This window comes from Rhodococcus sp. 15-2388-1-1a, assembly GCF_002259145.1.
Taxonomy (GTDB): domain Bacteria; phylum Actinomycetota; class Actinomycetes; order Mycobacteriales; family Mycobacteriaceae; genus Rhodococcoides.
This window is the reverse complement of sequence record NZ_NPFP01000022.1, coordinates 83,582-106,333: the sequence shown is the minus strand read 5'-3', so window position 1 is coordinate 106,333 and position 22,752 is coordinate 83,582. Positions and strand designations below refer to the sequence as shown.

General features: G+C 65.1%; 23 protein-coding genes. 18 read left to right on the top strand and 5 right to left on the bottom strand.

Translation table 11 applies throughout. From position 1 onward, the window contains the following. Nucleotides 1-39 precede the first annotated feature (39 nt). Both CH302_RS15095 and CH302_RS15090 read left to right on the top strand, forming a co-directional pair. Nucleotides 40-924, top strand: coding sequence for a phosphoribosylaminoimidazolesuccinocarboxamide synthase (locus CH302_RS15095; RefSeq protein WP_037194748.1), 885 nt, complete (start codon nucleotides 40-42; stop codon nucleotides 922-924). Further along, on the top strand, nucleotides 921-3,053 hold the full coding sequence (locus CH302_RS15090; RefSeq protein ID WP_037194554.1) for a S9 family peptidase: 2,133 nt from the start codon (nucleotides 921-923) through the stop codon (nucleotides 3,051-3,053). Before CH302_RS15095 ends, CH302_RS15090 begins: the two co-directional genes overlap by 4 nt. Here the strand turns inward: CH302_RS15090 and CH302_RS15085 are convergent. Then, entirely contained in the window at nucleotides 3,050-3,724 is a 675-nt protein-coding gene (locus CH302_RS15085) for a response regulator (RefSeq protein ID WP_037194556.1), read from the bottom strand. The genes CH302_RS15090 and CH302_RS15085 overlap by 4 nt on opposite strands. After that, nucleotides 3,721-5,214, bottom strand: coding sequence for a sensor histidine kinase (locus tag CH302_RS15080; RefSeq protein ID WP_230596436.1), 1,494 nt, complete (start codon nucleotides 5,212-5,214; stop codon nucleotides 3,721-3,723). The genes CH302_RS15085 and CH302_RS15080 overlap by 4 nt, the downstream gene beginning before the upstream one ends. A gap of 234 nt (nucleotides 5,215-5,448) precedes the next feature. Between CH302_RS15080 and CH302_RS15075 the strand changes: the two genes are divergently transcribed. The 5 genes from CH302_RS15075 (at nucleotide 5,449) to CH302_RS15055 (ending at nucleotide 10,053) form a co-directional block, all read left to right on the top strand. Next, nucleotides 5,449-6,846: a cation:dicarboxylate symporter family transporter gene (locus CH302_RS15075; RefSeq protein ID WP_037194558.1), complete on the top strand. Its 1,398-nt coding sequence runs from the start codon at nucleotides 5,449-5,451 to the stop codon at nucleotides 6,844-6,846. Nucleotides 6,847-6,976: 130 nt separating this feature from the next. Continuing rightward, nucleotides 6,977-7,486, top strand: coding sequence for a glutathione peroxidase (locus tag CH302_RS15070; protein ID WP_371828292.1), 510 nt, complete (start codon nucleotides 6,977-6,979; stop codon nucleotides 7,484-7,486). 55 nt (nucleotides 7,487-7,541) lie between these two features. Then, the gene (locus CH302_RS15065) at nucleotides 7,542-8,243 is read left to right on the top strand and encodes a DUF2334 domain-containing protein (protein WP_037194753.1); all 702 of its coding nucleotides are present in this window, start codon (nucleotides 7,542-7,544) and stop codon (nucleotides 8,241-8,243) included. A 174-nt stretch (nucleotides 8,244-8,417) separates the two neighbouring features. Beyond that, a complete protein-coding gene (thiM, locus tag CH302_RS15060) occupies nucleotides 8,418-9,236 on the top strand; it encodes a hydroxyethylthiazole kinase (protein WP_037194560.1) in 819 nt (272 codons plus the stop codon). Nucleotides 9,237-9,426: 190 nt separating this feature from the next. After that, nucleotides 9,427-10,053, top strand: coding sequence for an LppP/LprE family lipoprotein (locus CH302_RS15055; protein WP_037194562.1), 627 nt, complete (start codon nucleotides 9,427-9,429; stop codon nucleotides 10,051-10,053). Here CH302_RS15055 and CH302_RS15050 read toward each other — a convergent pair. Continuing rightward, nucleotides 10,050-10,688 carry an MBL fold metallo-hydrolase gene (locus tag CH302_RS15050; RefSeq protein ID WP_037194564.1) on the bottom strand — a complete coding sequence of 213 codons (639 nt, stop codon included), beginning with the start codon at nucleotides 10,686-10,688 and terminating at the stop codon, nucleotides 10,050-10,052. The genes CH302_RS15055 and CH302_RS15050 overlap by 4 nt on opposite strands. Nucleotides 10,689-10,788: 100 nt before the next feature. Here CH302_RS15050 and purS point away from each other — a divergent pair, with 100 nt between their 5' ends. From purS to CH302_RS30090, 5 genes are read left to right on the top strand one after another with little or no spacing between them, the layout of a single operon-like run. Next, nucleotides 10,789-11,040 carry a phosphoribosylformylglycinamidine synthase subunit PurS gene (purS, locus tag CH302_RS15045; protein ID WP_032395924.1) on the top strand — a complete coding sequence of 84 codons (252 nt, stop codon included), beginning with the start codon at nucleotides 10,789-10,791 and terminating at the stop codon, nucleotides 11,038-11,040. Continuing rightward, complete coding sequence (gene purQ, locus CH302_RS15040) at nucleotides 11,037-11,714, top strand: phosphoribosylformylglycinamidine synthase subunit PurQ (protein ID WP_094649967.1); 678 nt, start codon at nucleotides 11,037-11,039, stop codon at nucleotides 11,712-11,714. Before purS ends, purQ begins: the two co-directional genes overlap by 4 nt. Nucleotides 11,715-11,750: 36 nt before the next feature. Further along, nucleotides 11,751-12,101: a VOC family protein gene (locus CH302_RS15035; protein ID WP_037194569.1), complete on the top strand. Its 351-nt coding sequence runs from the start codon at nucleotides 11,751-11,753 to the stop codon at nucleotides 12,099-12,101. A gap of 7 nt (nucleotides 12,102-12,108) precedes the next feature. Further along, a complete protein-coding gene (locus CH302_RS15030; RefSeq protein WP_037194571.1) occupies nucleotides 12,109-12,438 on the top strand; it encodes a hypothetical protein in 330 nt (109 codons plus the stop codon). After that, a complete protein-coding gene (locus tag CH302_RS30090; protein WP_155288495.1) occupies nucleotides 12,435-12,596 on the top strand; it encodes a hypothetical protein in 162 nt (53 codons plus the stop codon). Before CH302_RS15030 ends, CH302_RS30090 begins: the two co-directional genes overlap by 4 nt. A 25-nt stretch (nucleotides 12,597-12,621) precedes the next feature. Here the strand turns inward: CH302_RS30090 and CH302_RS15025 are convergent, their stop codons facing one another. Continuing rightward, entirely contained in the window at nucleotides 12,622-13,518 is an 897-nt protein-coding gene (locus CH302_RS15025; RefSeq protein ID WP_037194755.1) for a hypothetical protein, read from the bottom strand. A 58-nt stretch (nucleotides 13,519-13,576) separates the two neighbouring features. Between CH302_RS15025 and CH302_RS15020 the strand changes: the two genes are divergently transcribed. After that, nucleotides 13,577-14,884, top strand: a complete 1,308-nt coding sequence (locus tag CH302_RS15020; protein ID WP_037194573.1) for a M18 family aminopeptidase — start codon at nucleotides 13,577-13,579, stop codon at nucleotides 14,882-14,884. Nucleotides 14,885-15,057: 173 nt separating this feature from the next. On the opposite strand, the gene CH302_RS15015 is transcribed toward CH302_RS15020, so the two are convergent. Then, a complete protein-coding gene (locus CH302_RS15015) occupies nucleotides 15,058-15,822 on the bottom strand; it encodes a nucleoside phosphorylase (RefSeq protein WP_230596429.1) in 765 nt (254 codons plus the stop codon). A gap of 113 nt (nucleotides 15,823-15,935) precedes the next feature. On the opposite strand from CH302_RS15015, the gene purL reads away from it, so the two are divergent. The 5 genes from purL (at nucleotide 15,936) to purF (ending at nucleotide 22,744) form a co-directional block, all read left to right on the top strand. Beyond that, on the top strand, nucleotides 15,936-18,227 hold the full coding sequence (purL, locus tag CH302_RS15010) for a phosphoribosylformylglycinamidine synthase subunit PurL (RefSeq protein WP_037194575.1): 2,292 nt from the start codon (nucleotides 15,936-15,938) through the stop codon (nucleotides 18,225-18,227). A gap of 83 nt (nucleotides 18,228-18,310) precedes the next feature. After that, nucleotides 18,311-20,038, top strand: coding sequence for an alpha/beta hydrolase (locus tag CH302_RS15005; protein ID WP_255138268.1), 1,728 nt, complete (start codon nucleotides 18,311-18,313; stop codon nucleotides 20,036-20,038). After that, the gene (locus CH302_RS15000; protein WP_230596431.1) at nucleotides 20,035-20,661 is read left to right on the top strand and encodes a CPBP family intramembrane glutamic endopeptidase; all 627 of its coding nucleotides are present in this window, start codon (nucleotides 20,035-20,037) and stop codon (nucleotides 20,659-20,661) included. Before CH302_RS15005 ends, CH302_RS15000 begins: the two co-directional genes overlap by 4 nt. A 6-nt stretch (nucleotides 20,662-20,667) precedes the next feature. Then, nucleotides 20,668-21,054, top strand: coding sequence for a sterol carrier family protein (locus tag CH302_RS14995; RefSeq protein ID WP_037194580.1), 387 nt, complete (start codon nucleotides 20,668-20,670; stop codon nucleotides 21,052-21,054). Nucleotides 21,055-21,181: 127 nt separating this feature from the next. Beyond that, entirely contained in the window at nucleotides 21,182-22,744 is a 1,563-nt protein-coding gene (gene purF / locus CH302_RS14990) for an amidophosphoribosyltransferase (protein ID WP_037194761.1), read from the top strand. Nucleotides 22,745-22,752 lie beyond the last annotated feature (8 nt).

Below are 22,752 nucleotides of genomic sequence, written 5' to 3'. Positions count from 1 at the left end.
GCACCCCCGCCGCCACCGGCCCAGATAGTGTTGAACACCGTGCGACCATCACTGAGTAGCTACGAGCATCTGGCCGGCGGCAAGGTCCGCGATCTCTACACGATCGACGACGCGCATCTGTTGCTCGTCGCGAGCGACCGAATCTCGGCCTACGACCACATCCTCGACACCCCGATCCCGGACAAGGGACGCGTGTTGACGGCCATGAGCGTGTTCTTCTTCGAGGAGCTCGGCGGCGTCAACCACCTGGCCGGTGATCCGCTCGACGAACGCATTCCCGCCGAACTGCTCGGCCGCGCCCTGGTGGTGAAGAAGCTGAACATGGTGCCGATCGAATGCGTCGCACGCGGCTACCTCACCGGTTCGGGTCTGTCGGATTACAACGCGACCGGAAAGGTGTGCGGCGTCGAACTCCCGCCGGGGCTGATCGAATCAAGCAAGCTCGGCCAGGCGATCTTCACGCCCGCGTCCAAGGCCGAGCTCGGCGACCACGACGAGAACATCACCTTCGATCAGGTCGTCGAGAAGATCGGTGCCGAACTCGCCTTCAAGCTGCGCGAGGACACCATCGAGATCTACTCACGCGCTGCCAACTTCGCTCTGGAACGCGGAATCATCCTCGCGGACACGAAGTTCGAGTTCGGTACCGACGCAGACGGCAACCTCGTGCTCGCCGACGAGGTGCTCACCCCTGATTCCTCGCGCTACTGGCCTGCCGATTCCTATGAGGAAGGTCGCGTCCAGCCCAGCTTCGACAAACAGTTCGTCCGCGACTGGCTGACGGGCGAATCCGGCTGGGACCGCAACTCCGACACCCCGCCACCACCGTTGCCCGACGACATCGTCGCAGCCACACGCAGCCGCTACATCGAGGCCTACGAGCGCATCTCGGGCCTGAACTTCGACGATTGGGTCACGCCATGACGATCACCCCACCCGTTGCCAAGAAGGTGCCACTCGAGCGCACCCATCACGGCGACACCTTCATCGACAACTACGAGTGGTTGCGCGCCAAGGAAGATCCCGAGGTGATCGCCTACCTCGAAGCCGAGAACGCCTACACCGAGCAGCAGACCGCAGGCCTGGAGTCGTTGCGCGGCAAAATCTTCGACGAGATCAAGTCGCGAACCCAGGAAACCGACCTGTCCGTGCCGACGCGCATGGGGCAGTGGTGGTACTACTCGCGCACCGTCGAGGGCAAGTCGTACGGTCTCCAATGCCGTTGCCCCGTCGACTCTCCCGACGACTGGACTCCGCCGACGCTGTCGTCCGACGTGGACGTCCCCGGTGAGCAGATCCTGCTCGACGCCAACGAAGAAGCGAAGGGACACGACTTCTTCTCCCTCGGCGCGTTCTCCATCAGCCTCGACGGCACGCTGCTGGCCTATTCCACCGACACCGAGGGCGACGAGCGCTACACACTGCGCTTCAAGAACCTCGAGACCGGCGAGCTGCTCGCCGACACCATCGAGAACGTCGCGCCCGGGGCCACCTGGACGGCCGACGCCACCCACGTGTTCTACCTGACGGTCGACGAATCCTGGCGTCCCGACACCGTCTGGCGGCACACGCTCGGCAAGTCCGGAGACGTCAAGGTCTTCCACGAACCAGACGAGAGCTACTGGGTCGGCTTCGGTTCCACCCGCAGCGAGAAGTACCTGATGATCTGGGTCGGCTCGAAGATCACCTCCGAATGCCTCGTTCTGGAATCCACCGATCCCGAGGGCGAGTTCCGCGTCGTACTGCCGCGCACGGACGGCGTCGAATACAGCATCGAACATGCCGTCGTGGCCGGTGAGGATCGCTTCCTCATCACCCACAACGGCTCCGTCAACGGCTGGGGCACCGAGGGGGAGAAGGCCGAGAACTTCCTGCTCGCCGAGGCACCGGTCTCGGACCCACTCGATCAGCGCACTCTGGTTCCGCATCGCGACGACGTCCGCGTCGAGGACATCGACGCCTTCGCCGGCCACCTGATCTTCACGTACCGACGAGAAGCGTTGACCCGCATGGCGATCTGGCCGCTGACCGACGAGGGATACGGCGAATACCGCGAGCTCGAGTTCGACGAGGAGCTCTATTCGGTAGGAGCCGGCTCGAACCCCGAGTGGGATCAGCCGTTGCTGCGGATGGTGTACACCTCGTTCATCACTCCCGGCCAGGTCTACGACCTCGACATCGCCAATGGCGAACTGCTGCTCCGCAAATCACAGCCGGTTCTGGGCAAGTTCGATGCCGGTGACTATGTGCAGCACCGCGAATGGGCCACCGCGCCGGACGGCACGCACATTCCGCTGTCGGTCATCGCGCGCAAGGACGTGCCCGACGGCCCCGCGCCGACGCTGCTGTACGGCTACGGATCGTACGAGGCGTCGATGGACCCGTCGTTCTCGGTGGCGCGGCTCTCGCTCCTCGATCGCGGCATCGTCTTCGTCGTCGCACATGTTCGCGGCGGCGGCGAAATGGGTCGGCACTGGTACGACAACGGCAAGACGCTGAAGAAGAAGAACACCTTCACCGACTTCATCGCTGCCGCACAGCATCTCATCGACACCGGACGCACCTCGCCGAAGCACCTCGTCGCCGACGGCGGCAGTGCGGGTGGACTGCTGATGGGCGCGGTGGCCAACCTCGCTCCGGAGCTGTTCAACGGCATCCTCGCCAACGTTCCGTTCGTCGATCCGCTCACTTCCATCCTCGATCCGTCACTGCCGCTGACGGTCATCGAATGGGACGAATGGGGAAACCCGTTGGCTGACAAGGAGGTATACGACTACATGAAGTCGTACAGCCCCTACGAGAACGTCGAAGCCGAGGACTACCCGTCGATCCTGGCGATCACGTCCATCAACGACACTCGCGTCCTCTACGTCGAGCCCGCGAAATGGGTTGCTGCACTGCGAGCAACGAAGACCGGTGACTCGGACCTGTTGCTCAAGACCGAAATGAGCGCCGGACACGGGGGAGTGAGCGGGCGCTACGAGAAGTGGAAGGAAGCGGCCTTCGAGTACGCGTGGATCGTCGAGAAGACCGGTGCGGCGGCGGCGCTCTAACGCCACATGTAACGGACCTGCGGTCGCCCGGCTTTACCGTATTCGGTGTGCCGGGTGACCAGGCCGTCGTCGGCCAGTCGCTCGAGATATCGCCAGGCCGTCACTCGGGAGACCCCGACGACCTTGGCGGCCTCGGACGCGTTGAGTCCGTCGGCCGCTTCCTTGATGCTCGCGGTGATGCCGTCCATCGTCTGCGGGGCAATACCCTTGGGTGTCGAGACGCGTTCGTCGGCCGTCCGTAGGTGCGCCATGGCGCGGTCGATGTCGCGTTGACTCGACGCGTTCTCCCCGGCCGGCAACGCAGCGTGGAATTCGCGATAGCGCTCGAGCTTGTCGCGGAACGCGGCGAACGTGAAGGGCTTGAGCAGATACAGCACGATGCCGTGCGCCACTGCCGAACGCACCACCGACAGATCCCGCTCGGAGGTGATGGCGATGACGTCGGGACTCGGCCGTAGACCGCCGAGAGCTGCTGCCACGTCGATGCCGCTCGCGTCGGGCAGACCGATATCGAGCAACACCAGATCGACGGCTTCGGTGCTGGCGAAACGCATGGCCGACGCTCCGGTGTGCGCCACCCCGGCCACCTCGAAGCCCGGGGTGCGCTCGACGTACGTCTTGTGTGCCTCGGCGATCAGTGGTTCGTCGTCGACGATCAGGACGCGGATCATGACGCCGATCCAGGGATGGTGGCAACCATGACCGACCCGTACGTCACTTCCGAGGTCAAGGTGCCGCGATGGCGACCGATCACCTGAGTCACCAGGGCGAGGCCGAGGCCGCGTGAGCCGGACTTGGTCGAGTAGCCGCGCCGCAGAGCGGCTTTGAGCGTCTCCGGTGGCATTCCGGGACCACTGTCGGCGACCCTGACGACGAGTTCACCATCGGCGTCGCGGACCGTCACTTCGACCCACGGCTGGTCGGATTCTTTCGAGGCATCGATGGCATTGTCTATCAGATTGCCTACCAGCGTGACCAATTCACGCGCAGTGAGCACACCCTCGTGCTCCATCGCTGTGTCGTCGGTGATCGTCAGCTCCACGCCCTGCTCGGCGGCCTGACTGACCTTGCCCAGCAGCAGCGCAGCGAGTGCCGGTTCGCTGACCGCGTTCATCAGACGGTCGATGAGCGCCTGCGAGAGTTCCAGATCGGCCGTCGCGAACTCGACGGCCTCCTCGGGTCGGCCGAGCTCGACCATCGTGATGACGGTGTGCAGCCTGTTCGCCGACTCGTGAGCCTGCGAACGCAGCGACTCCGCGAAACTGCGCACCGAGTCCAGTTCACCCATCAACGAACGCAATTCGGTCTGATCACGAATCGTCAGCACATTGCCCAGGCGTCGGCCCTCCCACATCACCGGATCCTGATTGACGACGAGTACGCGATCCTTCGTCAGATGCAATTCGCCACGCACTATGCCGGTGTCCATCTGCTGCATCGACTCCGGCAACGACTCGAAAGAGACCGGGCCCTCCGGTAGATCGAGGAGGCGTCGGGCCTCGTCGTTGACCAACTCCGCCTCGTCCCCGCGGCCGAACACCAACAGTCCCTCGCCGATCGAGTGCAGGACGGCGTCGTGATGCTCGTACATGGTGCGCAGTTCCGCCGGTGCCATTCCCAGTGTCTGACGCCGGAGCCGACGGCTGAGCAACGTCGATCCCGCTGCGGCGACGACGAAGGCGGCGAGCACCACCGCGATGATGAGAGGCAAGCCTTGGAAGAACTGATCACTGATCTTCTGGCGAGTGACGCCCGCCGAGACGAGGCCGACGATCTCGCCCGAGGAATCGGTGACCGGCGTGACCGACCGGATCGACGGCCCGAGAGAACCCACGTACGTCTCGGTGAACGTCTCGCCCAGCAAGGCGCGGTCGATATTGCCGCTGAACGGCTTACCGATCAGGTCGACGGTGGTGTGCGTGAATCGGGTGCGATCCGGTGCCATGACGACGATGAAATCGACACCCGTGACCTGACGAATCTTCTCCGTTTCCGGCTGCAGACGTGACGTCGGGTCGTCGGACTCGATCGCAATGGGCGTCGACGGTTCGTTGGCGATGCTCACCGCGATCGCCGTGACTTCGCGTCGGGTGGCGTCGTCGCTGTTGGACCGTTCGTTGAGCACCGTCAGGATGCCGCCGGCGAACACGACGACCGCCATGACGACGAGCTGCAGCACCAACACCTGGCCGGCGACGCTCAGTGGGCGCTTCGAGGACAACGCAATCCCTTCGTGCAATACATCGGACGTGAACGAAATGAACGTATAGGTGACTCCTGTCACCCGGTGCAGCAACATCATCTCTCAGCAGGGGTGATCCACCTCACTCCACTCCCAGTAGTCACGAAGTCCGCAGTTCGACTCGCGCTTCACCGGAACCCAGAAGGAACATTCATGACAACCATCGATGCGGAGCGGTTCGACAATCCGCCCACCGAGCCCAAGAAGAAGCGCGACAAGACTCATTGGCTCTACATCGCCGTGATCATCGCCGTCGTCGCCGGCGTCATCGTAGGACTGACCGCTCCGGGTGTCGGCAAGGAACTCGCGGTGCTCGGCACGCTGTTCATCAGCCTGATCAAGATGATGATCAGCCCGGTCATCTTCTGCACGATCGTCCTCGGCATCGGTGCGGTGCGGGCTGCGGCCAGTGTCGGCAAGGTCGGTGGCCTTGCTCTCGGCTACTTCATCGCGATGTCGACCATCGCTCTGGGTATCGGCATGGTTGTCGGCAACCTGATTCAACCGGGTACGGGGCTGAACATCCCAAGCTCCGGCGCAGTCGACAAGTACGTGGACCAGGCCGAGGGTGCAGGCGGGACCATGGACTTCATTGCAGGAATCATCCCTGAGACCTTGGTGTCCGCGTTGACGGCGGGTTCCGTGCTCCAGACGCTGTTCGTCGCCATCCTTGTCGGTTTCGCGCTGCAGGCCATGGGCAAGAGCGGCGAGGGCATCATCAAGGGCATCGGCGCTGTACAGAAGCTCGTTTTCCGCGTTCTGACCATGATCCTGTGGGTCGCTCCGATCGGCGCCTTCGGTGCCATCGCCGGCGTTGTAGGCGCAACCGGCTGGAATGCCGTCGTGCAGCTCGGCACCCTGATGCTGGCCTTCTACATCACCTGTTTCATCTTCGTCTTTTTCTTCCTGGGCCTGATCCTCAAGTTCGTTTCCGGGTTCTCGATCTTCAAACTGGTCAAGTACTTGGCCCGTGAATACCTGCTCATCGTCGCCACCAGCTCCTCCGAGTCGGCCCTGCCGCGTCTGATCGCCAAGATGGAACACGTCGGCGTCGAGCGCACCACCGTCGGCATCGTCGTCCCCACCGGCTATTCCTTCAACCTCGACGGCACCGCGATCTACCTGACGATGGCCTCGATCTTCATCGCCGACGCGATGAACCTGCCGCTCTCGCTCCCCGAGCAGTTCTCGCTGTTGCTGTTCATGATCATCGCCTCCAAGGGTGCAGCCGGAGTCTCCGGAGCCGGCCTGGCCACCCTGGCCGGTGGCTTGCAGAGCCATCGTCCCGAGCTGCTCGACGGTGTCGGCCTCATCATCGGCATCGACCGGTTCATGTCCGAGGCCCGCGCAGTGACCAACTTCTCGGGTAACGCCGTCGCCACTCTGCTGGTCGGCACCTGGACCAAGACGATCGACAAGGACCGGGTCAACACCGTCCTCGACGGAAACCTGCCGTTCGACGAGGAGACCATGGTCGACGACCACCTCCCCGAGGACGATCGGCCTGCAGACAAGCAGGTCATCATCGAAAAGCACGCCGCCAAGGCGTAGTGCCTGCCGGGCGCCGCGCATCCCCCCGTCGCCCGGTTCGGAAAAACGCAAGTACGACCCCGCCACCAGCGGGGTCGTACTTGCTTTTGTACGTCGGTTCCATTCTGTCGGTACTCACAGGTAAGTTCGGGTGATGACTGAAGTTCAGAACATCGGCATCAACACCCTGGGTGGTGCGCCCACCTCGCTCGACGAGTACGCCGGAAGAGCCATCCTCGTGGTCAATGTCGCCTCCAAGTGTGGACTGACCCCGCAGTACGAAAAGCTCGAGAAGCTCGCCAACGAGTACGCGGCCAGTGGCCTGTCGGTCGTCGGCGTGCCGTGCAACCAGTTCGGTGGCCAGGAGCCCGGCACCGCCGAAGAAATCGAAACGTTCTGCTCCACCACGTACGGCGTCACGTTCGCGATGACCGAGAAGGTCGACGTCAACGGTGACAACCGGCACCCGCTGTACGCCGAATTGACCAAGACAGAGGACGCCGACGGAAAGGCCGGAGACGTCCAGTGGAACTTCGAGAAGTTCCTGATCTCGCCCGACGGCGTCGTCACCGATCGTTTCCGTCCGCGCACCGAGCCGGACGCACCCGAGGTGCTCGCCGCTATCGACAAGATCCTGCCGAAGGAAACGATGGCCGTTTAGCTTCTGTCTGCATCGACTTCGAGCCTCGTTCACGCTGGTGTGCGAGGCTCGAGTCATGTCTGGACGCCTGATCGTGTCGGTGAGCGGAATCAAGAACGACACCTACGAGCATGCCGCCGATTTCGCGCGCATCCTCGACGGACGTGGCGTCCCGCTGTCGTTGCTCGTCGCACCTCGGTTGAAGGACAAATACCGACTCGCAGCGGACGTGCCGACCCAGGAATGGCTGCGGGCGCGGCGCGACGGCGGCGACGCGATCGTTCTGCACGGCTACGACCAGGCCGCGACGAAGCGTCGACGCTCCGAGTTCTCCGCACTGCCGCGTCACGAAGCCCGACTGCGACTGATGGCAGCGGACCGCGTCATGGAACAGACCGGCCTGCGCACCCGCATCTTCGCCGCTCCGCGCTGGATCGCCTCACCCGGTGCCGTCGAAGCCCTCCCCGACGCGGGCTTCCGAATGTTGGCTGCACTCAACGGCATTCACGACCTCGAACGCGACGGCGTCGTCCGCGCCCGAGTGTGGGGAATCGGCGAAGGATTCAAAGCCGAGCCCTGGTGGTTCAAGGCACTGGTACTCGGCGCAGGCCGCACGGCCCGACGCGATGGAGTGGTGCGCCTGGCCATCAGTGCAAAGCAACTGGGACGACCCGGACCGCGACAGGCAATCCTCGACGCCATAGACCTCTCCCTGCACCACGGAGCCGAGGCGGGCGTGTACGAATGGATCCCGCGAACCAAATCCCGCGTGGCCTAGCTCCTCGCTGCACCCCCACCCGCCCCGCGTCAATGGACCATTGCACGGCTCAGACGTATGCAATGCGCCATTCACGCGTACGGGGTTGCGGCGTGAATGTGCCATTGCACCGCTCAGACGTATGCAGTGGTCCATTGACGCGAACGGGGTGAGTGCGGTCGTAGACTCGCAACAATGAGTGCCTCGACTGTGACCCTGGACGACATCGTTGCCGCACATCGACTTCTGCGCGAACGCAATCCGTTGGTGCAGTGTCTGACCAACACGGTGTCGGTGCAGTTCGTCGCCAATGCACTGTTGGCCGCGGGTGCCGCGCCGGCGATGGTGGACAACCCCGAGGAAGCGGCAGGGTTCGCCGAGATCGCCGACGCGGTCCTGGTCAATCTCGGAACTCCGACAGCTGCCCAGGTGGAGAGTTCTCGATTGGCGTCGGCCGCAGCAAGGGCAGCGGGGAAGCCGTGGGTGCTCGATCCGGTGGGAGCCGGCGGTCTGCCGTGGCGAACCCAGGTGGCCGTTGAGCTACTTGCCAACCGGCCCAGCGTTATTCGTGCAAATGCGTCGGAAGTCATGGGACTGGCGGGTGCCGAAGGTGGATCGCGTGGGGTGGATTCGTCTGCACACGTAGCAGATTCGGTCGATGCGGCCCGGTCGCTGCTCGACCGGGCCGAGGTCGTGGCGGCATCGGGGGAGACCGATCACATTCTCGGCCCCGACGGCATGGTGAAGGTAGGCGGCGGAAGCGCACTGCTGCAACGGGTTACGGCTACCGGGTGTGCGCTCGGTGCACTGACGGCTGCCTACTGCTCGGTGTCACCGACTGCACTGATCGGTGCCGTCGCGGCGCACGCGCACGTCGCGGTCGCGTCGGAGATCGCGGCCCGGTCGACGTCGCGGCCGGGGTCTTTCGCAGCCGCGTTCCTCGACGGACTCGACACGGTTGACGAGTCGGCAATTCGTGAATTGGTTCGGCTCGACATCGGCTGGCCTGAATGACGCGCGCTCCAGTGCGCAGCTGGTGCGCCACGGTGCCGGAATATCCGCGGGAATGTCGCAAAAGTGCGCGTAGTGGTGCGAAAAATGCAGTCGCTGCGAAGGTAACGCCCTCTTGACTGAAACGTGATGTAACGGAACACGTTTGCGGGCGACATACCTGGCGTCGGACAATACGAACCAGGCGGTCTTCATGAAACGACTTCTGCTCCTCGCTCTCGGTGCATCGGCCCTCGTCGCCTGCGGGGGAGCGGAGCAAGGAACGCCCTCGGCAGCACCGTCCTCGGCCGTTCCGGCGACCACGGCGGCAAGCCCTGCACCGGTGACACCCGACCCGGCCACCGTCACCGAAGGAACGCAGCCACAGCGGACCCCACCCGAGGAGGCCGGCGACCTGGTTCCGATGGGCCCGACGGACGCCGAGCCGCAGTGCCTCGATCTGGCGTCGGCACCGGTGACACGGGCCGTGGACTCGCTGCCGCTCGTGTTCGCCGACTCACCGTGGGTCGCCACCGACATGGGTGATCCGTGTGCGTCGTTCACCTGGGTCGAAGCCCTGCCGTACGGCGCGACGGTGAGTTCGCCGACGCACCTTCTCTTCTTCCACGACGCCGAGTACTTGGGCACCGCCACGCTCGAGCCGTACGGATTCACCTCTGTTGCGGCGCAATCCGCCGACACCGTCACGGTGAACTACCGCTGGCCGCTCGCGAACGATGCGAATGCCAATCCCACCGGCGGCCCGGTGACGATCGACTACGCGTGGGACGGGACGCAGGTGACCATGATCGGCACCCTTCCGCCCGAGGTCACCGGCTAGATCGAGACGGACGATTCTTCGGGAAGCTCGCGGATTTCGGCGTCGGACATCTCCTTGAAGCGGCCGTAGTAGATGCCCCTCGCCTGCTCCGCGACGATGGCCTGGTGGATGGGGAACGCCATCTTCGGCGCTACCGCACGCAGGAATTCGACTGTCTCGGAGAGCTTCGACCACGGCGCGGCTGCGGGCAGCGCGAGAACCTCGACCTGATGCTCGGGGACGAACAGCGAGTCACCCGGGTGGAACAGCTGGCCCGGATTCTCCGGTGTGCCGAGCAGGTACCCGGTGTTGTCGATCTCCGGCAGTTCGGGATGGATGACGGCATGGGTGCCGCCCACGCCGGTGACCGTGATGCCGCCGACAGTGAATGCCTTGCCTGCGGGAGCTGCCGCCCACTGGCCGCCCAATTGGCCCGCGGTCATCGGATCGGCATGCAGTGCCGCTCGCGGATTTGCCTCGACCAGAGCGGGAAGACGTTGCAGATCGACGTGATCCGGGTGCTGATGGGTGACAAGGATCGCGTCGAGTCCGGTGATGCCCTCGAACCCGTGGGAGAACGTGCCGGGATCGAACAGCACGGTGGTGCCGTTGAGTTCGACGAGAACGCAGGAATGTCCGAAGTGTGTCAGCCGCATGGGCTCCACAGTAAGCGCGGTTTCGCGCCTCCCGCCAGGGCTGCGTAGACTCCCACCTGCCGGTAACTGTCTTGCTGTACGTATTTCAAGGAGCGCTTTCGTGGCCCGAGTCGTTGTCGATGTCATGCCCAAGGCCGAGATTCTCGATCCCCAGGGTCAGGCGATCGCAGGAGCGCTCGGACGTCTGGGGATCTCCGGCGTGTCCGACGTCCGTCAGGGCAAGCGTTTCGAGCTCGAGGTCGACGACACCGTCGACGATGCCGAGCTCGAGAAGATCGCCGAATCGCTGTTGGCCAACACGGTCATCGAGGACTGGACGGTCACTCGCGTGTCGGTAGAGCCCGCCGCATGAGCGCCCGCGTAGGGGTCATCACCTTCCCCGGGACCCTCGACGACGTCGACGCCTCCCGCGCGGTCGCCCTCGCCGGCGGAGAAGCCGTCAGCCTGTGGCATGCCGACGCCGACCTGAAGAACGTCGACGCGATCGTCGTCCCGGGCGGATTCTCGTACGGTGACTACCTGCGAGCCGGTGCTATTGCCCGATTCGCCCCCGTGATGGAGTCCGTCGTCAAGGCTGCCGAAGGCGGTATGCCGGTTCTCGGTATCTGCAACGGATTCCAGGTTCTCTGCGAGGTGGGACTGCTCCCCGGCGCGCTGACTCGCAACGAAGGCCTGCACTTCGTCTGCCGTGATCAGTGGCTGGCAGTGGAGAACACCGATACCGCGTGGTCGTCGCGATACGAGCCCGGTGCCGAGATTCTGATCCCGGTCAAGAATGCCGAAGGTCGGTTCCAGGCACCGCAGAACGTGCTCGACGAGCTCGAGGGTGAGGGCCGGGTCGTCTTCCGATACAGCGGCAGCAACCCGAACGGATCGCAGCGCGGGATCGCCGGCATCTCCTCGGCCAACGGCCGGGTCGTCGGTTTGATGCCGCACCCCGAGCACGCCACCGAGCCACTGACCGGACCGAGCGACGACGGCATTGGCATCTTCTACTCGGCACTGGACACGATTGTCAACGCCTGACCCCAACCTGTCGGTGGTCGCCGATATCGTGCCGCCATGACACTGACGCTGGGCATGATCACGTTCGACACCACCGATCCCGGACCACTCGCTCACTGGTGGGCGGCGCAGGTCGACGGCACGATCGTGGAGGAGAACGACGGCTGGTTCTACGTCGTCGCGCTCGCTGCGGCACCATATCGAATGGCCTTCCAGAAGATCGACGACCCGACGCACGGCAAGAATCGCGTCCACCTCGACATGACTACCGATGACCTCGACGGTGAGGTCGCGCGCCTGATCGAGGCGGGTGCACGTGAGGTTGCGCAACACACCATGGGCGACTTTCGCTGGGTGACCCTGACCGATCCCGACGGCAACGTGTTCTGCGTGTCCGGTTCGCACTGAGTAGCGGATGCCCGCCCAAGCGTGGGTGACTCTCGTCGTGGGAGTCCTCGCCGTCGTCGGAGTCGCTCTCACCATTCGTCAGCGCACCGTCGCCGACAAACGGGCCCAGGCCTGGCAGCGGATCGCCTGGTGCCTCGACCACACCGTCAGTGACAGTGATGACGAAGCGGAACTCGGCTGGGACGTCTTTGCGACGGTCACCGACTCCCCGCTCATCACCAGCACCGAACGCAAGGTGCTACTGGCCGTTGCGGGCCGGTCTGCACGTCGCGCACTGGCGCAACCGCGCGAAACCGAGGACACTGACGGCGAGAGCGAGCAGGAGGACCCGCGATGACCACCACCGACGAACGCAACATCAAAGCACCACGTCCAACGGTCGCCGCTGCCGCTGCCCGCGCGTACATCACCATGGCCGAACGCGATCATCAACCCGTCCCCGACTGGATTCGCGACGCTGCCGCCGGACGGCCCACCACTCCGCCGCCCGAATAGCGGGTCTACCGGCACGTGATCGCGGTCAGGCCGCACACGCTCGCAGCTCCGCCAAGGTAGAGGCAAAGATGCCCGTTGGGCCGTGCGATACGTCGCAGTACTCGCCGTCTCGCCAGAAGAACACCGAGCGTGACAGTGGGCTCGGTGTGTCACGTGAGAACACGTCCGCCAGTTCGGCGAGTGCGGCCGCTGCCGTGAGTGCACTGTCGGCGTTGCGCGGCCGGTGAAAAATGAACTCATAGGCATTGGGAACGACGAACACTACGCCGTACAGACATTCGCCGAGGTGTGCGGAGATCAGCGTGGACATATCGGCGACCTTCGACGCGAGGTAGATCGAATCGCCGCTGAGGACCTCGATGTCGATGCTGTTTCTGCTGAGAATTCGGCCGTCCTCGAACTTCAGCGCTGCGGTGTTCCTTCGGCCGGCTGCCCAGGCGGCGTTCAGGTCTCGGCCGACGAGATGCCGATCTGCCAGTGTCACAGCGCGATTCGGAGAAGACAGGTTCAGTACCCGTCGCGGTGCGCCCGGCACGTCGAGTAGCGGGACGGAATACTCGTACTCGCGCTCACCCATGGCCGCCAGGGCAGACGGAGCGATGACGCGCTCGCGCAGCCTCGAGTGGAACTCGTCGTCCGACAGTCCGGTGATGAACGTGGGATCCGCCTCGCGCATCGTCTCGATCATGAGATCGACATGGCCGGCGATGATGCCGTCCCACGCCGATCGACTCACCCCGGAGCACCGGGCGAACACATTGTTCAGTGACATGCGAACGCCCGAGCCCACCGCCAAAGTCGTCGCGTCCTCGCGGTGAACCACCACCCCGCGCTTGCGAAATGCTTCGATCGTCTTCATCCGCACGATGGCGAATGTGGTCGCATGAACTGCGCCGTAGTCAGGTGAAGAATGAAATTTCATGACGTTGTCCCCCCGGTCGGTGTGTGCTCTCGAGGTGTTCGACGCGGCGGCTGCCACAATGGTTCCCATGTCGACTCACGCCTCCGCAACCGGTCTCTGCAACTTCGTCGACGTCTCGCCGTCTCCGTTCCATGTCTGCAACACGGTCTCGGTGCAACTCGAGGACGCCGGTTTCGTGCGCCTCGAGGAGACCGATGCCTGGCCGACGGAGCCGGGCCGCTACTACCTCGTTCGCGGCGGATCGCTGGTCGCATGGAGTACCGAGAGCAGTAATTCGGGTCGTTCCGCAGGCTCCACTCCTGATGGCCCTTTCCGTATCGTCGGCGGACACACCGACAGCCCCAACCTTCGCGTGAAGCAACATCCCGATCTGCAATCCGCGGGCTGGCAGATGGTCGGCCTCGAACCGTACGGCGGTGCCTGGCTGAACTCCTGGCTCGATCGCGATCTGGGTATTTCCGGCCGGCTGAGTGTGCGCGACGGAAACGCGGTGCGCGAGGTACTGGTGAAGGTCGACGAGCCGATTCTGCGAGTTCCGCAGCTCGCGATCCACCTCTCCGAGGATCGCAAGGGCGTCACCCTGGACCCGCAGCGACACGTCAATGCCATTTGGGGCGTCGGTAATTCGCCACAATCGTTCATTGCATACGTCGCCGAGCGAGAAGGCGTCGACCCGCATTCGGTACTGGGTTGGGAGTTGATGACGCACGATCTCGCGCCCAGTGCCGTCGTCGGTGTCGAGTCGGAATTGGTCAGTGCGCCGCGTCTGGACAATCAGGGCACCTGCTATGCCGGGACCCAGGCTTTGCTTGCGGCAGTGGAGAATCCGACCGCTGTCACGCCGGTGCTGGCACTGTTCGACCACGAGGAAGTCGGCAGCATGTCCGATCGCGGCGCGTTCTCGGATCTGCTGAACACCGTGCTCGAGCGCATCGTGCTCGGACGCGGCGGTGGCCGTGAGGACTTCCTCCGCACGATGGCCGGATCCATCTGTGCCTCAGGCGATATGGCGCACGCGACGCATCCCAACTACCCGGACCGGCACGAGCCCGCGCATCGCATCGAACTCGGTGGGGGACCGGTGCTCAAGGTCAACCAGAACCTGCGTTACGCAACGGATTCCGCGGGTGCCGGTGCCTTTGCGCTCGCTTGCGATCAGGCCGGAGTTCCCTTGCAGCGCTACGTACATCGCGCCGATCTGCCCTGCGGCTCGACCATCGGACCCATCACCGCGTCGCGCACCGGCCTGTCGACGGTGGACGTCGGAGCAGCGCAGCTGGCCATGCACTCGTCGCGAGAGTTGATGGGAGCCAGTGACGTGAAGTCCTACGCCGACGCGCTGGCGGCATTCCTCGCCCCTGCCTGAGTCCGATCGGCGATCGCAAACGCGCGCGCATTCGTCAGGTGCGCGTGGATTCGTGACCTGTGCGGGGGCGATTTCGCGCGCGTATGGCAAACGCGCGCGCGTTTGCGGGGCCGGAGGGGGGTGAGCCAGTGACCCGGGATCCGTGAACCCGTATATCGAAGACCCGAGCTCGGCTAGACCGGGCTCAATTGCAGGCATGCATCGGCCGCGAGCCAGAACAATTGTTCGCGCACTGTCGTGGCCTTGGTCCAGCCGCGGTGATCCCAGTCGGCGGCGAGGGAGTCACCCGCGTACAGCAGTTGCGCGAATCGCACGCCGCGGAATCGGGCGACGGCGCAGAAGGCCGAGGCTTCCATGTCGACCGTTCGGCAGCCTTCGTCGACGCGGCGGGAAACGCGGGCACGGGTCTCGCGGTAGAGGGCATCGGTCGTCCAGGAGCGGCCGGTGACGAAGTCGACTCCGGCGTCGGTCAGCACCGACTGCAGCACGGCCACGCCGGCGGGATCGGCGTCGACGACCCGTCCCGGCGGCAGGTAGTGGAACGAGGTGCCCTCGTCGCGGACGGCGCTGTCGACCACCATCACGTGTCCCATGCCCAGGTCGTCGGACAGTGCCCCCGCGCCGCCGACGGCCACGAACTGGGTGCATCCCATCGCGATGGCCTCTTCGAGGAACAGTGCGGCCAGCGGAGCGCCGACGCCGGGGTGGAAGACGGCAAGTTTCTCCCCGTTCCGTTCGATCTCGTAGACGGGGTGTTCGCCGTGCTCGGAGCGCATGATCGAGACGACTCTGGCGTCGCCCTTCGCGCAGATGCTGTCGATCACCTCGGAGAAGAAACAGACGACGGCCTTGGGTGGTACGTCGACTCCCTTGGCCACCATCGACGGGTCGATGACGCCCGTTTCGTCCAGATCGTTCTCGGTCAGCGCGATGTCCATCAGGTGATGTTCGCACGAACGAATCACAGCCCTGCACGACCGATGCCGTACATGTCGCAGGGTCCCGATAGACTCTCCCTGGCATTTCGCTCCATCGAAGGGACCTATTCCTCGTGTCCGCTAGCTCTGTACCCACAGACACTGTCTCCAACGCCGTCGCCACCCCCGACGTAGCGCAGCCGTACAAGGAACTCGGACTCAAGGACGACGAATACGTCCGCATCAAGGAAATCCTCGGCCGTCGGCCCACCGACGCCGAGTTGGCGATGTATTCCGTCATGTGGAGCGAGCACTGCTCGTACAAGTCCTCGAAGGTGCACCTGAAGTACTTCGGTGAGACCACCACCGACGAGATGCGTAAGCCCATGCTCGCCGGTATCGGTGAGAACGCGGGCGTCGTCGACGTCGGCGACGGCTGGGCCGTCACGTTCAAGGTCGAGAGCCACAATCACCCGTCGTACGTCGAGCCCTACCAGGGTGCAGCCACCGGTGTCGGCGGCATCGTCCGCGACATCATGGCCATGGGCGCGCGCCCGATCGCCGTCATGGACCAGCTGCGATTCGGTGCTGCCGATGCACCCGACACGCGCCGCGTCCTGAGCGGCATCGTCGCAGGCGTCGGCGGCTACGGAAACTCCCTCGGCCTCCCGAATATCGGCGGCGAGACGGTGTTCGACGCCTCCTACGCCGGTAACCCTCTGCTGAACGCTCTGTGTGCCGGCGTCATGCGCGTCGAGGACATGCACCTCGCGTTCGCGTCGGGCCTGGGCAACAAGATCATTCTGTTCGGTGCACGCACCGGTCTCGACGGTATCGGCGGCGTGTCCGTACTCGCGTCGGAGACTTTCGACGGAGACGAGACCGGCGGGGGCCGCAAGAAGCTGCCGGCCGTGCAGGTCGGCGACCCGTTCACCGAGAAGGTGCTCATCGAAGCCTGCCTCGAGCTGTACTCCAACAAGCTCGTCGTCGGTATCCAGGACCTCGGCGGCGCCGGGTTGTCCTGTGCCACTTCGGAACTGGCGTCCGCGGGCAGTGGCGGCATGCACATCGAGCTGGAGAAGGTGCCGATGCGCGCCACCGGCATGACTCCTGCCGAGGTGCTGTCGAGCGAATCCCAGGAGCGCATGTGCGCGGTGGTCACTCCCGACAACGTCGATGCATTCATGGCCGTCTGCAAGAAGTGGGACGTTCTGGCCACGGTCATCGGTGAGGTCACCGACGGTGAGCACCTGCAGATCACCTGGCACCGCGACACCGTCGTCGACGTTCCGCCGAAGACCGTCGCGCACGAGGGCCCGGTGTACAACCGTCCCGTGCAGCGACCTGCCACCCAGGACGATCTGGTCGCGAACACCACGGCGTCGCTGAAGCGTCCGGAAACCGGTGACGAGCTGAAGGCGACGTTGCTGAAGATGATCGGCTCACCGCAGCTGTGCAGCCGACGCTTCATCACCGAGCAGTACGACCGCTACGTGCGCGGCAACACCGTCCTCGCCGAGAACGCCGACGCCGGCGTCATCCGCATCGACGAGAAGACCGGTCGCGGAATCGCTTTGGCCACCGACGCATCGGGTCGCTACACCGCACTCGACCCGTATCAGGGTGCGCAGCTCGCGTTGGCCGAGGCGTTCCGCAACGTCGCTGTCACCGGCTCGACCCCCAAGGCCGTCACCAACTGCCTGAACTTCGGCTCACCCGAGGATCCGGGCGTCATGTGGCAGTTCCAGCAGGCCGTGCGCGGCCTGGCCGACGGCTGCGTCACCCTCGGCATTCCCGTCACCGGTGGCAACGTCAGCTTCTACAACCAGACCGGTGCCGAGCCGATCCTGCCGACGCCCGTCGTCGGTGTTCTCGGCGTCATCGACGACGTGCATCGCCGCATCCCGACCGGTCTCGGCCTCGAACCCGGCGAGACGCTGATTCTGCTGGGCGACACCCACGACGAGTTCGACGGATCCATCTGGGCGCAGGTCGAGCACGATCACCTCGGCGGCGTTCCGCCCAAGGTCGATCTCGCTCGCGAGCAACTGCTCGCAGACATTCTGCTCTCCTCTTCGCGTGACGGACTGGTCTCGGCGGCACACGATCTGTCCGAGGGTGGTCTCGCGCAGGCCGTCGTCGAAGCTGCTCTGGCCGGTGAAACCGGTTGCCGCATCATCCTTCCCGAGGGTGCCGATCCGTTCGTGACGCTGTTCTCCGAGTCCTCGGGTCGCGTACTGGTCGCCGTTCCGCGCACGGAAGAAACTCGCTTCACCGGCATGTGCACCGCCCGCGGTCTGCCGTGGGCGCGCATCGGCGTCGTCGACGAGGGCTCGGATTCGATCGAGGTCCAAGGGCAGTTCTCCGTCCCGATGACGGAGCTGCGCGAGACGTTCGAGAGCACTCTTCCCAGACTCTTCGGCTGACCGAGGTGGGGGGACGCACATCGGAGCAGCGCCGGGGCGAGGTCGACGCGACACTCGAGCAGGACCAGCATCATCGGTACCACCTGCCCTCGGTCGAGTTCTCCGTCCCCTCATCCGCCAAGCACCCGTTCGTCATGTGGGCCTGGGGCCTGCTGCGCCTCGACTTCACCGGAATCGCGTTCAGCGCGTTGTTCTTCTGCTGGTCGCTGACTCCGTCCCTGCTCCCTCGCGGATGGTTGTTCCAGGGCATCATCGGCGGTATCAACGCGGCCATCGGCTACGCATTCGGCGTCGCGGTGGGTTGGGCCGTGACCCGTTGGTGGCTCTCGTCCCGATCGTGGTGGCCGTTGCCGCGCAAGGTCGAGCTGGCCGTCAAGGTCGCCGTACCCGTCCTGGCGATCGCGGCATCGATGATCATGCTGGCGATCTCGGCGGAATGGCAGCGTGAGCTGGCGGCACTGATGGACGCGGAGGGCACCACCACGACGGGGTACTTCCGCACCGGTGCGCTCAGTATCGCCATTGCGGCGCTGTTGATTTCGGTGTGGCGGGTGTTGCGTGACCTCGTTCGCCTGCTCGCCCGTCAGATCAACCGCATCGTCAAGATGCCACGCGAAGTGGCCAATGCGCTCGGGGTCGTCGTCCTCGTGGTGCTGTCCGTCGCGTTGGTCCAGGGCGTATTGCTGCGCGCGGTCTCCGAGGTCACCAATTCCGCGTTCAGTCTGCAGAACGACGAAACCCGGGACGGCGCAGAGCAACCCGTTGCCGACGAACGTTCCGGCAGCCCGAACTCGTTGGCACCGTGGGACACCCTCGGGTTCGAGGGTCGCAACTTCGTCTCCAGCGGGCTGCGTGCCGACGAGATGGAGCGGGCCACGGGCCGTCCGAGCCTCGAGCCGATCAGGGCATACGCAGGCCTGGAAACCGCAGAGACCCAGGACGAGCGACTGAACATCGTGGTCGCAGAACTCGAACGCACCGGGGCATTCCAGCGAGCGGCTCTCGTGGTCGTCCCGACCACCGGAACCGGATGGGTCAATCCCACCGCCATCGAAGCCGAAGAGCTGATGTTCGACGGCGATGTCGCCACCGTCGCATCCCAGTATTCGTACCTGCCGAGTTGGATCTCCTTCATTGCGGAGGGGGACAAGGCCGCGCAGGCAGGCAGAGCGCTGATCGACAAGGTGCACGACCGGTGGCTGCAGGAACCCGAGTCCACTCGCCCCAAGTTCTACGTCTACGGCGAGAGCCTCGGTACCCAGGCGGGGGAGGGCGCTTTCGACGGTTTGGCCGACATCAGGGCCACCGCCGACGGCGTGCTGTGGGTGGGGCCGCCGAACAACAACCGAATCTGGAGTCAGTTCGTCAGCCGACGCGACCCGGGAAGCCCGGAGGTTCGGCCGGTCTACTCCGAAGGACTGACGGTCCGATTCGCCGACAACTCGTCGGGCATCCCGCCGGAGGATCAGCCCTGGTACGAGCCGCGAATCCTGTACGTGCAGCACGCGTCGGATCCGGTGGTGTGGTGGTCACCGGACCTGCTGTTCGAGCGCCCCGACTGGCTGTCCGAGCCACCGGGACCGGACCGGCTGCCGAGCATGCGCTGGTTCCCGGTCGTCACCTTCTGGCAGGTGGCCGCCGATCTGACCAACGCCGCAGGCGTCCCCGACGGGCACGGCCACAACTACGGAACCCTCGTGCTCGACGGCTGGGTGGCCGTCGCCGCGCCCGAGGGGTGGACCGAGCGCGACACCGAACGAGTTCGCGGCGTCATGGAGCAGTTCGCCGGCCGGGACGGTCCGGAGAAGTGAGAACCGCACTGACGGCCGGAGTTGAGCCTGCGGGACGACCCGTTCTGATCGGACTCGCGACGACGGCGTGGAGTACCTACCTCCTTCCCGCGCTCGGTCTCGACGCACGTCGGCGGGCGGTGGCCAACGCCTCGTTCGCCGTCGGTGTTGCTGCACTGTCCCGAACGAGCGCGGCGGAACTCGGTCTGCGCAACACTGCCGCCGGCCTGAAGTGGGGCGCTGCGGCGGCGGCGGTGCCGGTGCTCGGATCCGCCGTCGTGGCCGCAGTTCCCGCGTTGCGACGCCGGGTCCGGCCGTCCGAGGACGAACTGGCCGAGTGGGTCCTGTTTCGGATTCCGGTGGGGACCGTCGTCACCGAGGAGTTGCTCTTCCGCGGTGTGCTCGACGCCGCGTCCCCTGCTCTGTCGCCGATCTTCTTCGGACTCTGGCACATTCACCCCGCTCGTGCTGCGGGTGACACCGTGCTCGGAACGGTCGCGGCGACGGCGGCGGCCGGTGTGGTGTTCTCGTGGCTGCGAGCCCGCAGCGGGAGTGTGCTCGCCCCGGCGCTGCTGCATTACTTTCTCAACGCGAGCGGTGCCGTGCTGGCGCATCTGGCGTCCGTCGACGAAGAGAGGGGCTGATCGACCATGCCACCGCACAAGGAAGTCGGCCCCGCCGAGGTGCGCGACGCCGTTCTGGCCGTCGAGCAATGGATCAGGGGTGAGGCGGACAAGCCGGCGCGGGCACAGATCGCCGCCGCGGTGCGCACCACGGCCAGAACTCTGGGCCAGAATGCGCCCGGATCCTCGGTGGAGGTGCGGGTGCCGCCGTTCGTCGCGGTGCAGTGCATCGTGGGGCCGCGACACACGCGGGGAACCCCGCCGAACGTGGTCGAAACCGATGCGCTGACGTGGCTGCAGGTGGTCACCGGAATCCGCGATTTCGCCGAGGCTCTCGCCGACGGTTCGATCGATGCGTCGGGCAGCAGAGCAGCCGAAGTGGGTCGCTGGCTGCCACTGTTGTCCATCAGGTGATTCGCTCGAAATCGGACACGGGTTCACCTGCTGGGAATCTCCCGTACACACGATGCGTTGACTCCGGCCGTGTGCCCGTAGACTCGGGCACGGCCCCCCGCCCCGTACCCCCAAGGGAGCAATGCCCGTGACCAACGCCGATTTGTCGGTCGACAGTCCGAATCTTCTGGTAGGCAAACCGCTCGACGAACCGGAGAACGAGCCGCGCGAGGAGTGCGGAGTGTTCGGAGTATGGGCACCGGGCGAGGATGTGGCCAAGCTCTCTTATTACGGTCTCTATGCGCTGCAACACCGTGGTCAGGAGGCTGCAGGCATCGCAGTGTCCGACGGCTCCCAGGTGCTGGTGTTCAAGGATCTCGGTCTCGTCAGCCAGGTGTTCGACGAGCAGACACTCGGCGCGATGCCCGGGCACGTCGCCATCGGACACTGCCGCTACTCCACCAGTGGATCGGTCACGTGGGAGAACGCGCAGCCGATCTTCCGCACCACCACCGCCGGCACCGGGATTGCGCTCGGCCACAACGGAAATCTGGTGAACTTCGCCGAGCTCGCCACCAAGGCGCGCGACGCAGGGTTGATCAGCGACCGGCTGCAGGGCAACGGCACGTCGGATTCCGACGTGGTGACCGCGCTGCTGGCGCACAAGGCTGCCGACTGCACCATCGAGCAGGCGGCGATGGAACTGCTGCCGCTGCTCAAGGGTGCCTTCTGTCTGACGTTCATGGACGAGCACACCCTCTACGCCGCGCGTGACCCGCACGGCGTGCGCCCGCTGTGCCTCGGCCGCCTCGATCGCGGCTGGGTGGTTGCCAGCGAGACGGCGGCACTCGACATCGTCGGTGCCGCGTTCGTCCGCGACATCGAGCCGGGTGAACTGCTCGCGATCGACGCCGACGGTGTTCGGTCCTCGCGATTCGCAGCCCCCGAGCCCAAGGGCTGTGTGTTCGAGTACGTCTACCTCGCTCGGCCCGACAGCGTCATCGGTGGTCGTTCGGTGCACTCGACGCGAGTCGAGATCGGACGACGCCTCGCGAAGGAGCATCCGGCCGAGGGCGACCTGGTTATCCCCGTGCCCGAGAGTGGAACTCCCGCTGCGGTCGGTTTCGCGCAGGGCTCCGGCATCCCCTACGGCCAGGGCCTGATGAAGAACGCCTACGTGGGGCGCACGTTCATTCAGCCGTCGCAGACCATTCGCCAGCTCGGCATCCGGCTCAAACTCAATCCTCTCAAAGAGGTCATTCGGGGCAAAAGGCTGGTGGTGGTGGACGATTCGATCGTTCGCGGCAACACTCAGCGCGCCCTGATCAGGATGCTGCGTGAGGCCGGTGCGCTGGAGATTCACGTGCGGATCGCGTCGCCACCGGTGCGCTGGCCCTGCTTCTACGGCATCGACTTCGCTTCTCCCGCAGAGCTGATCGCCAACGGTGTCGACTCCGAGGACGGGATTCTCGAGGGCGTTCGGCAGGCGATCGGAGCCGATTCGTTGGGATACATCTCCATCGACGGCATGATCGCTGCCTCCGAGCAGCCTGAATCGCGCTTGTGTGCAGCATGTTTCACCGGCAAGTACCCGATCGATCTGCCTGCCGACAATGCGCTCGGCAAGCACGTTCTCGAGGGTCTGCTGGCTTCGGCCGCCGGGCAGCCGGTGGACAACGACGCGAATGTGAGTGCTCTGAGTCGTCCGTGAGCTGGGCG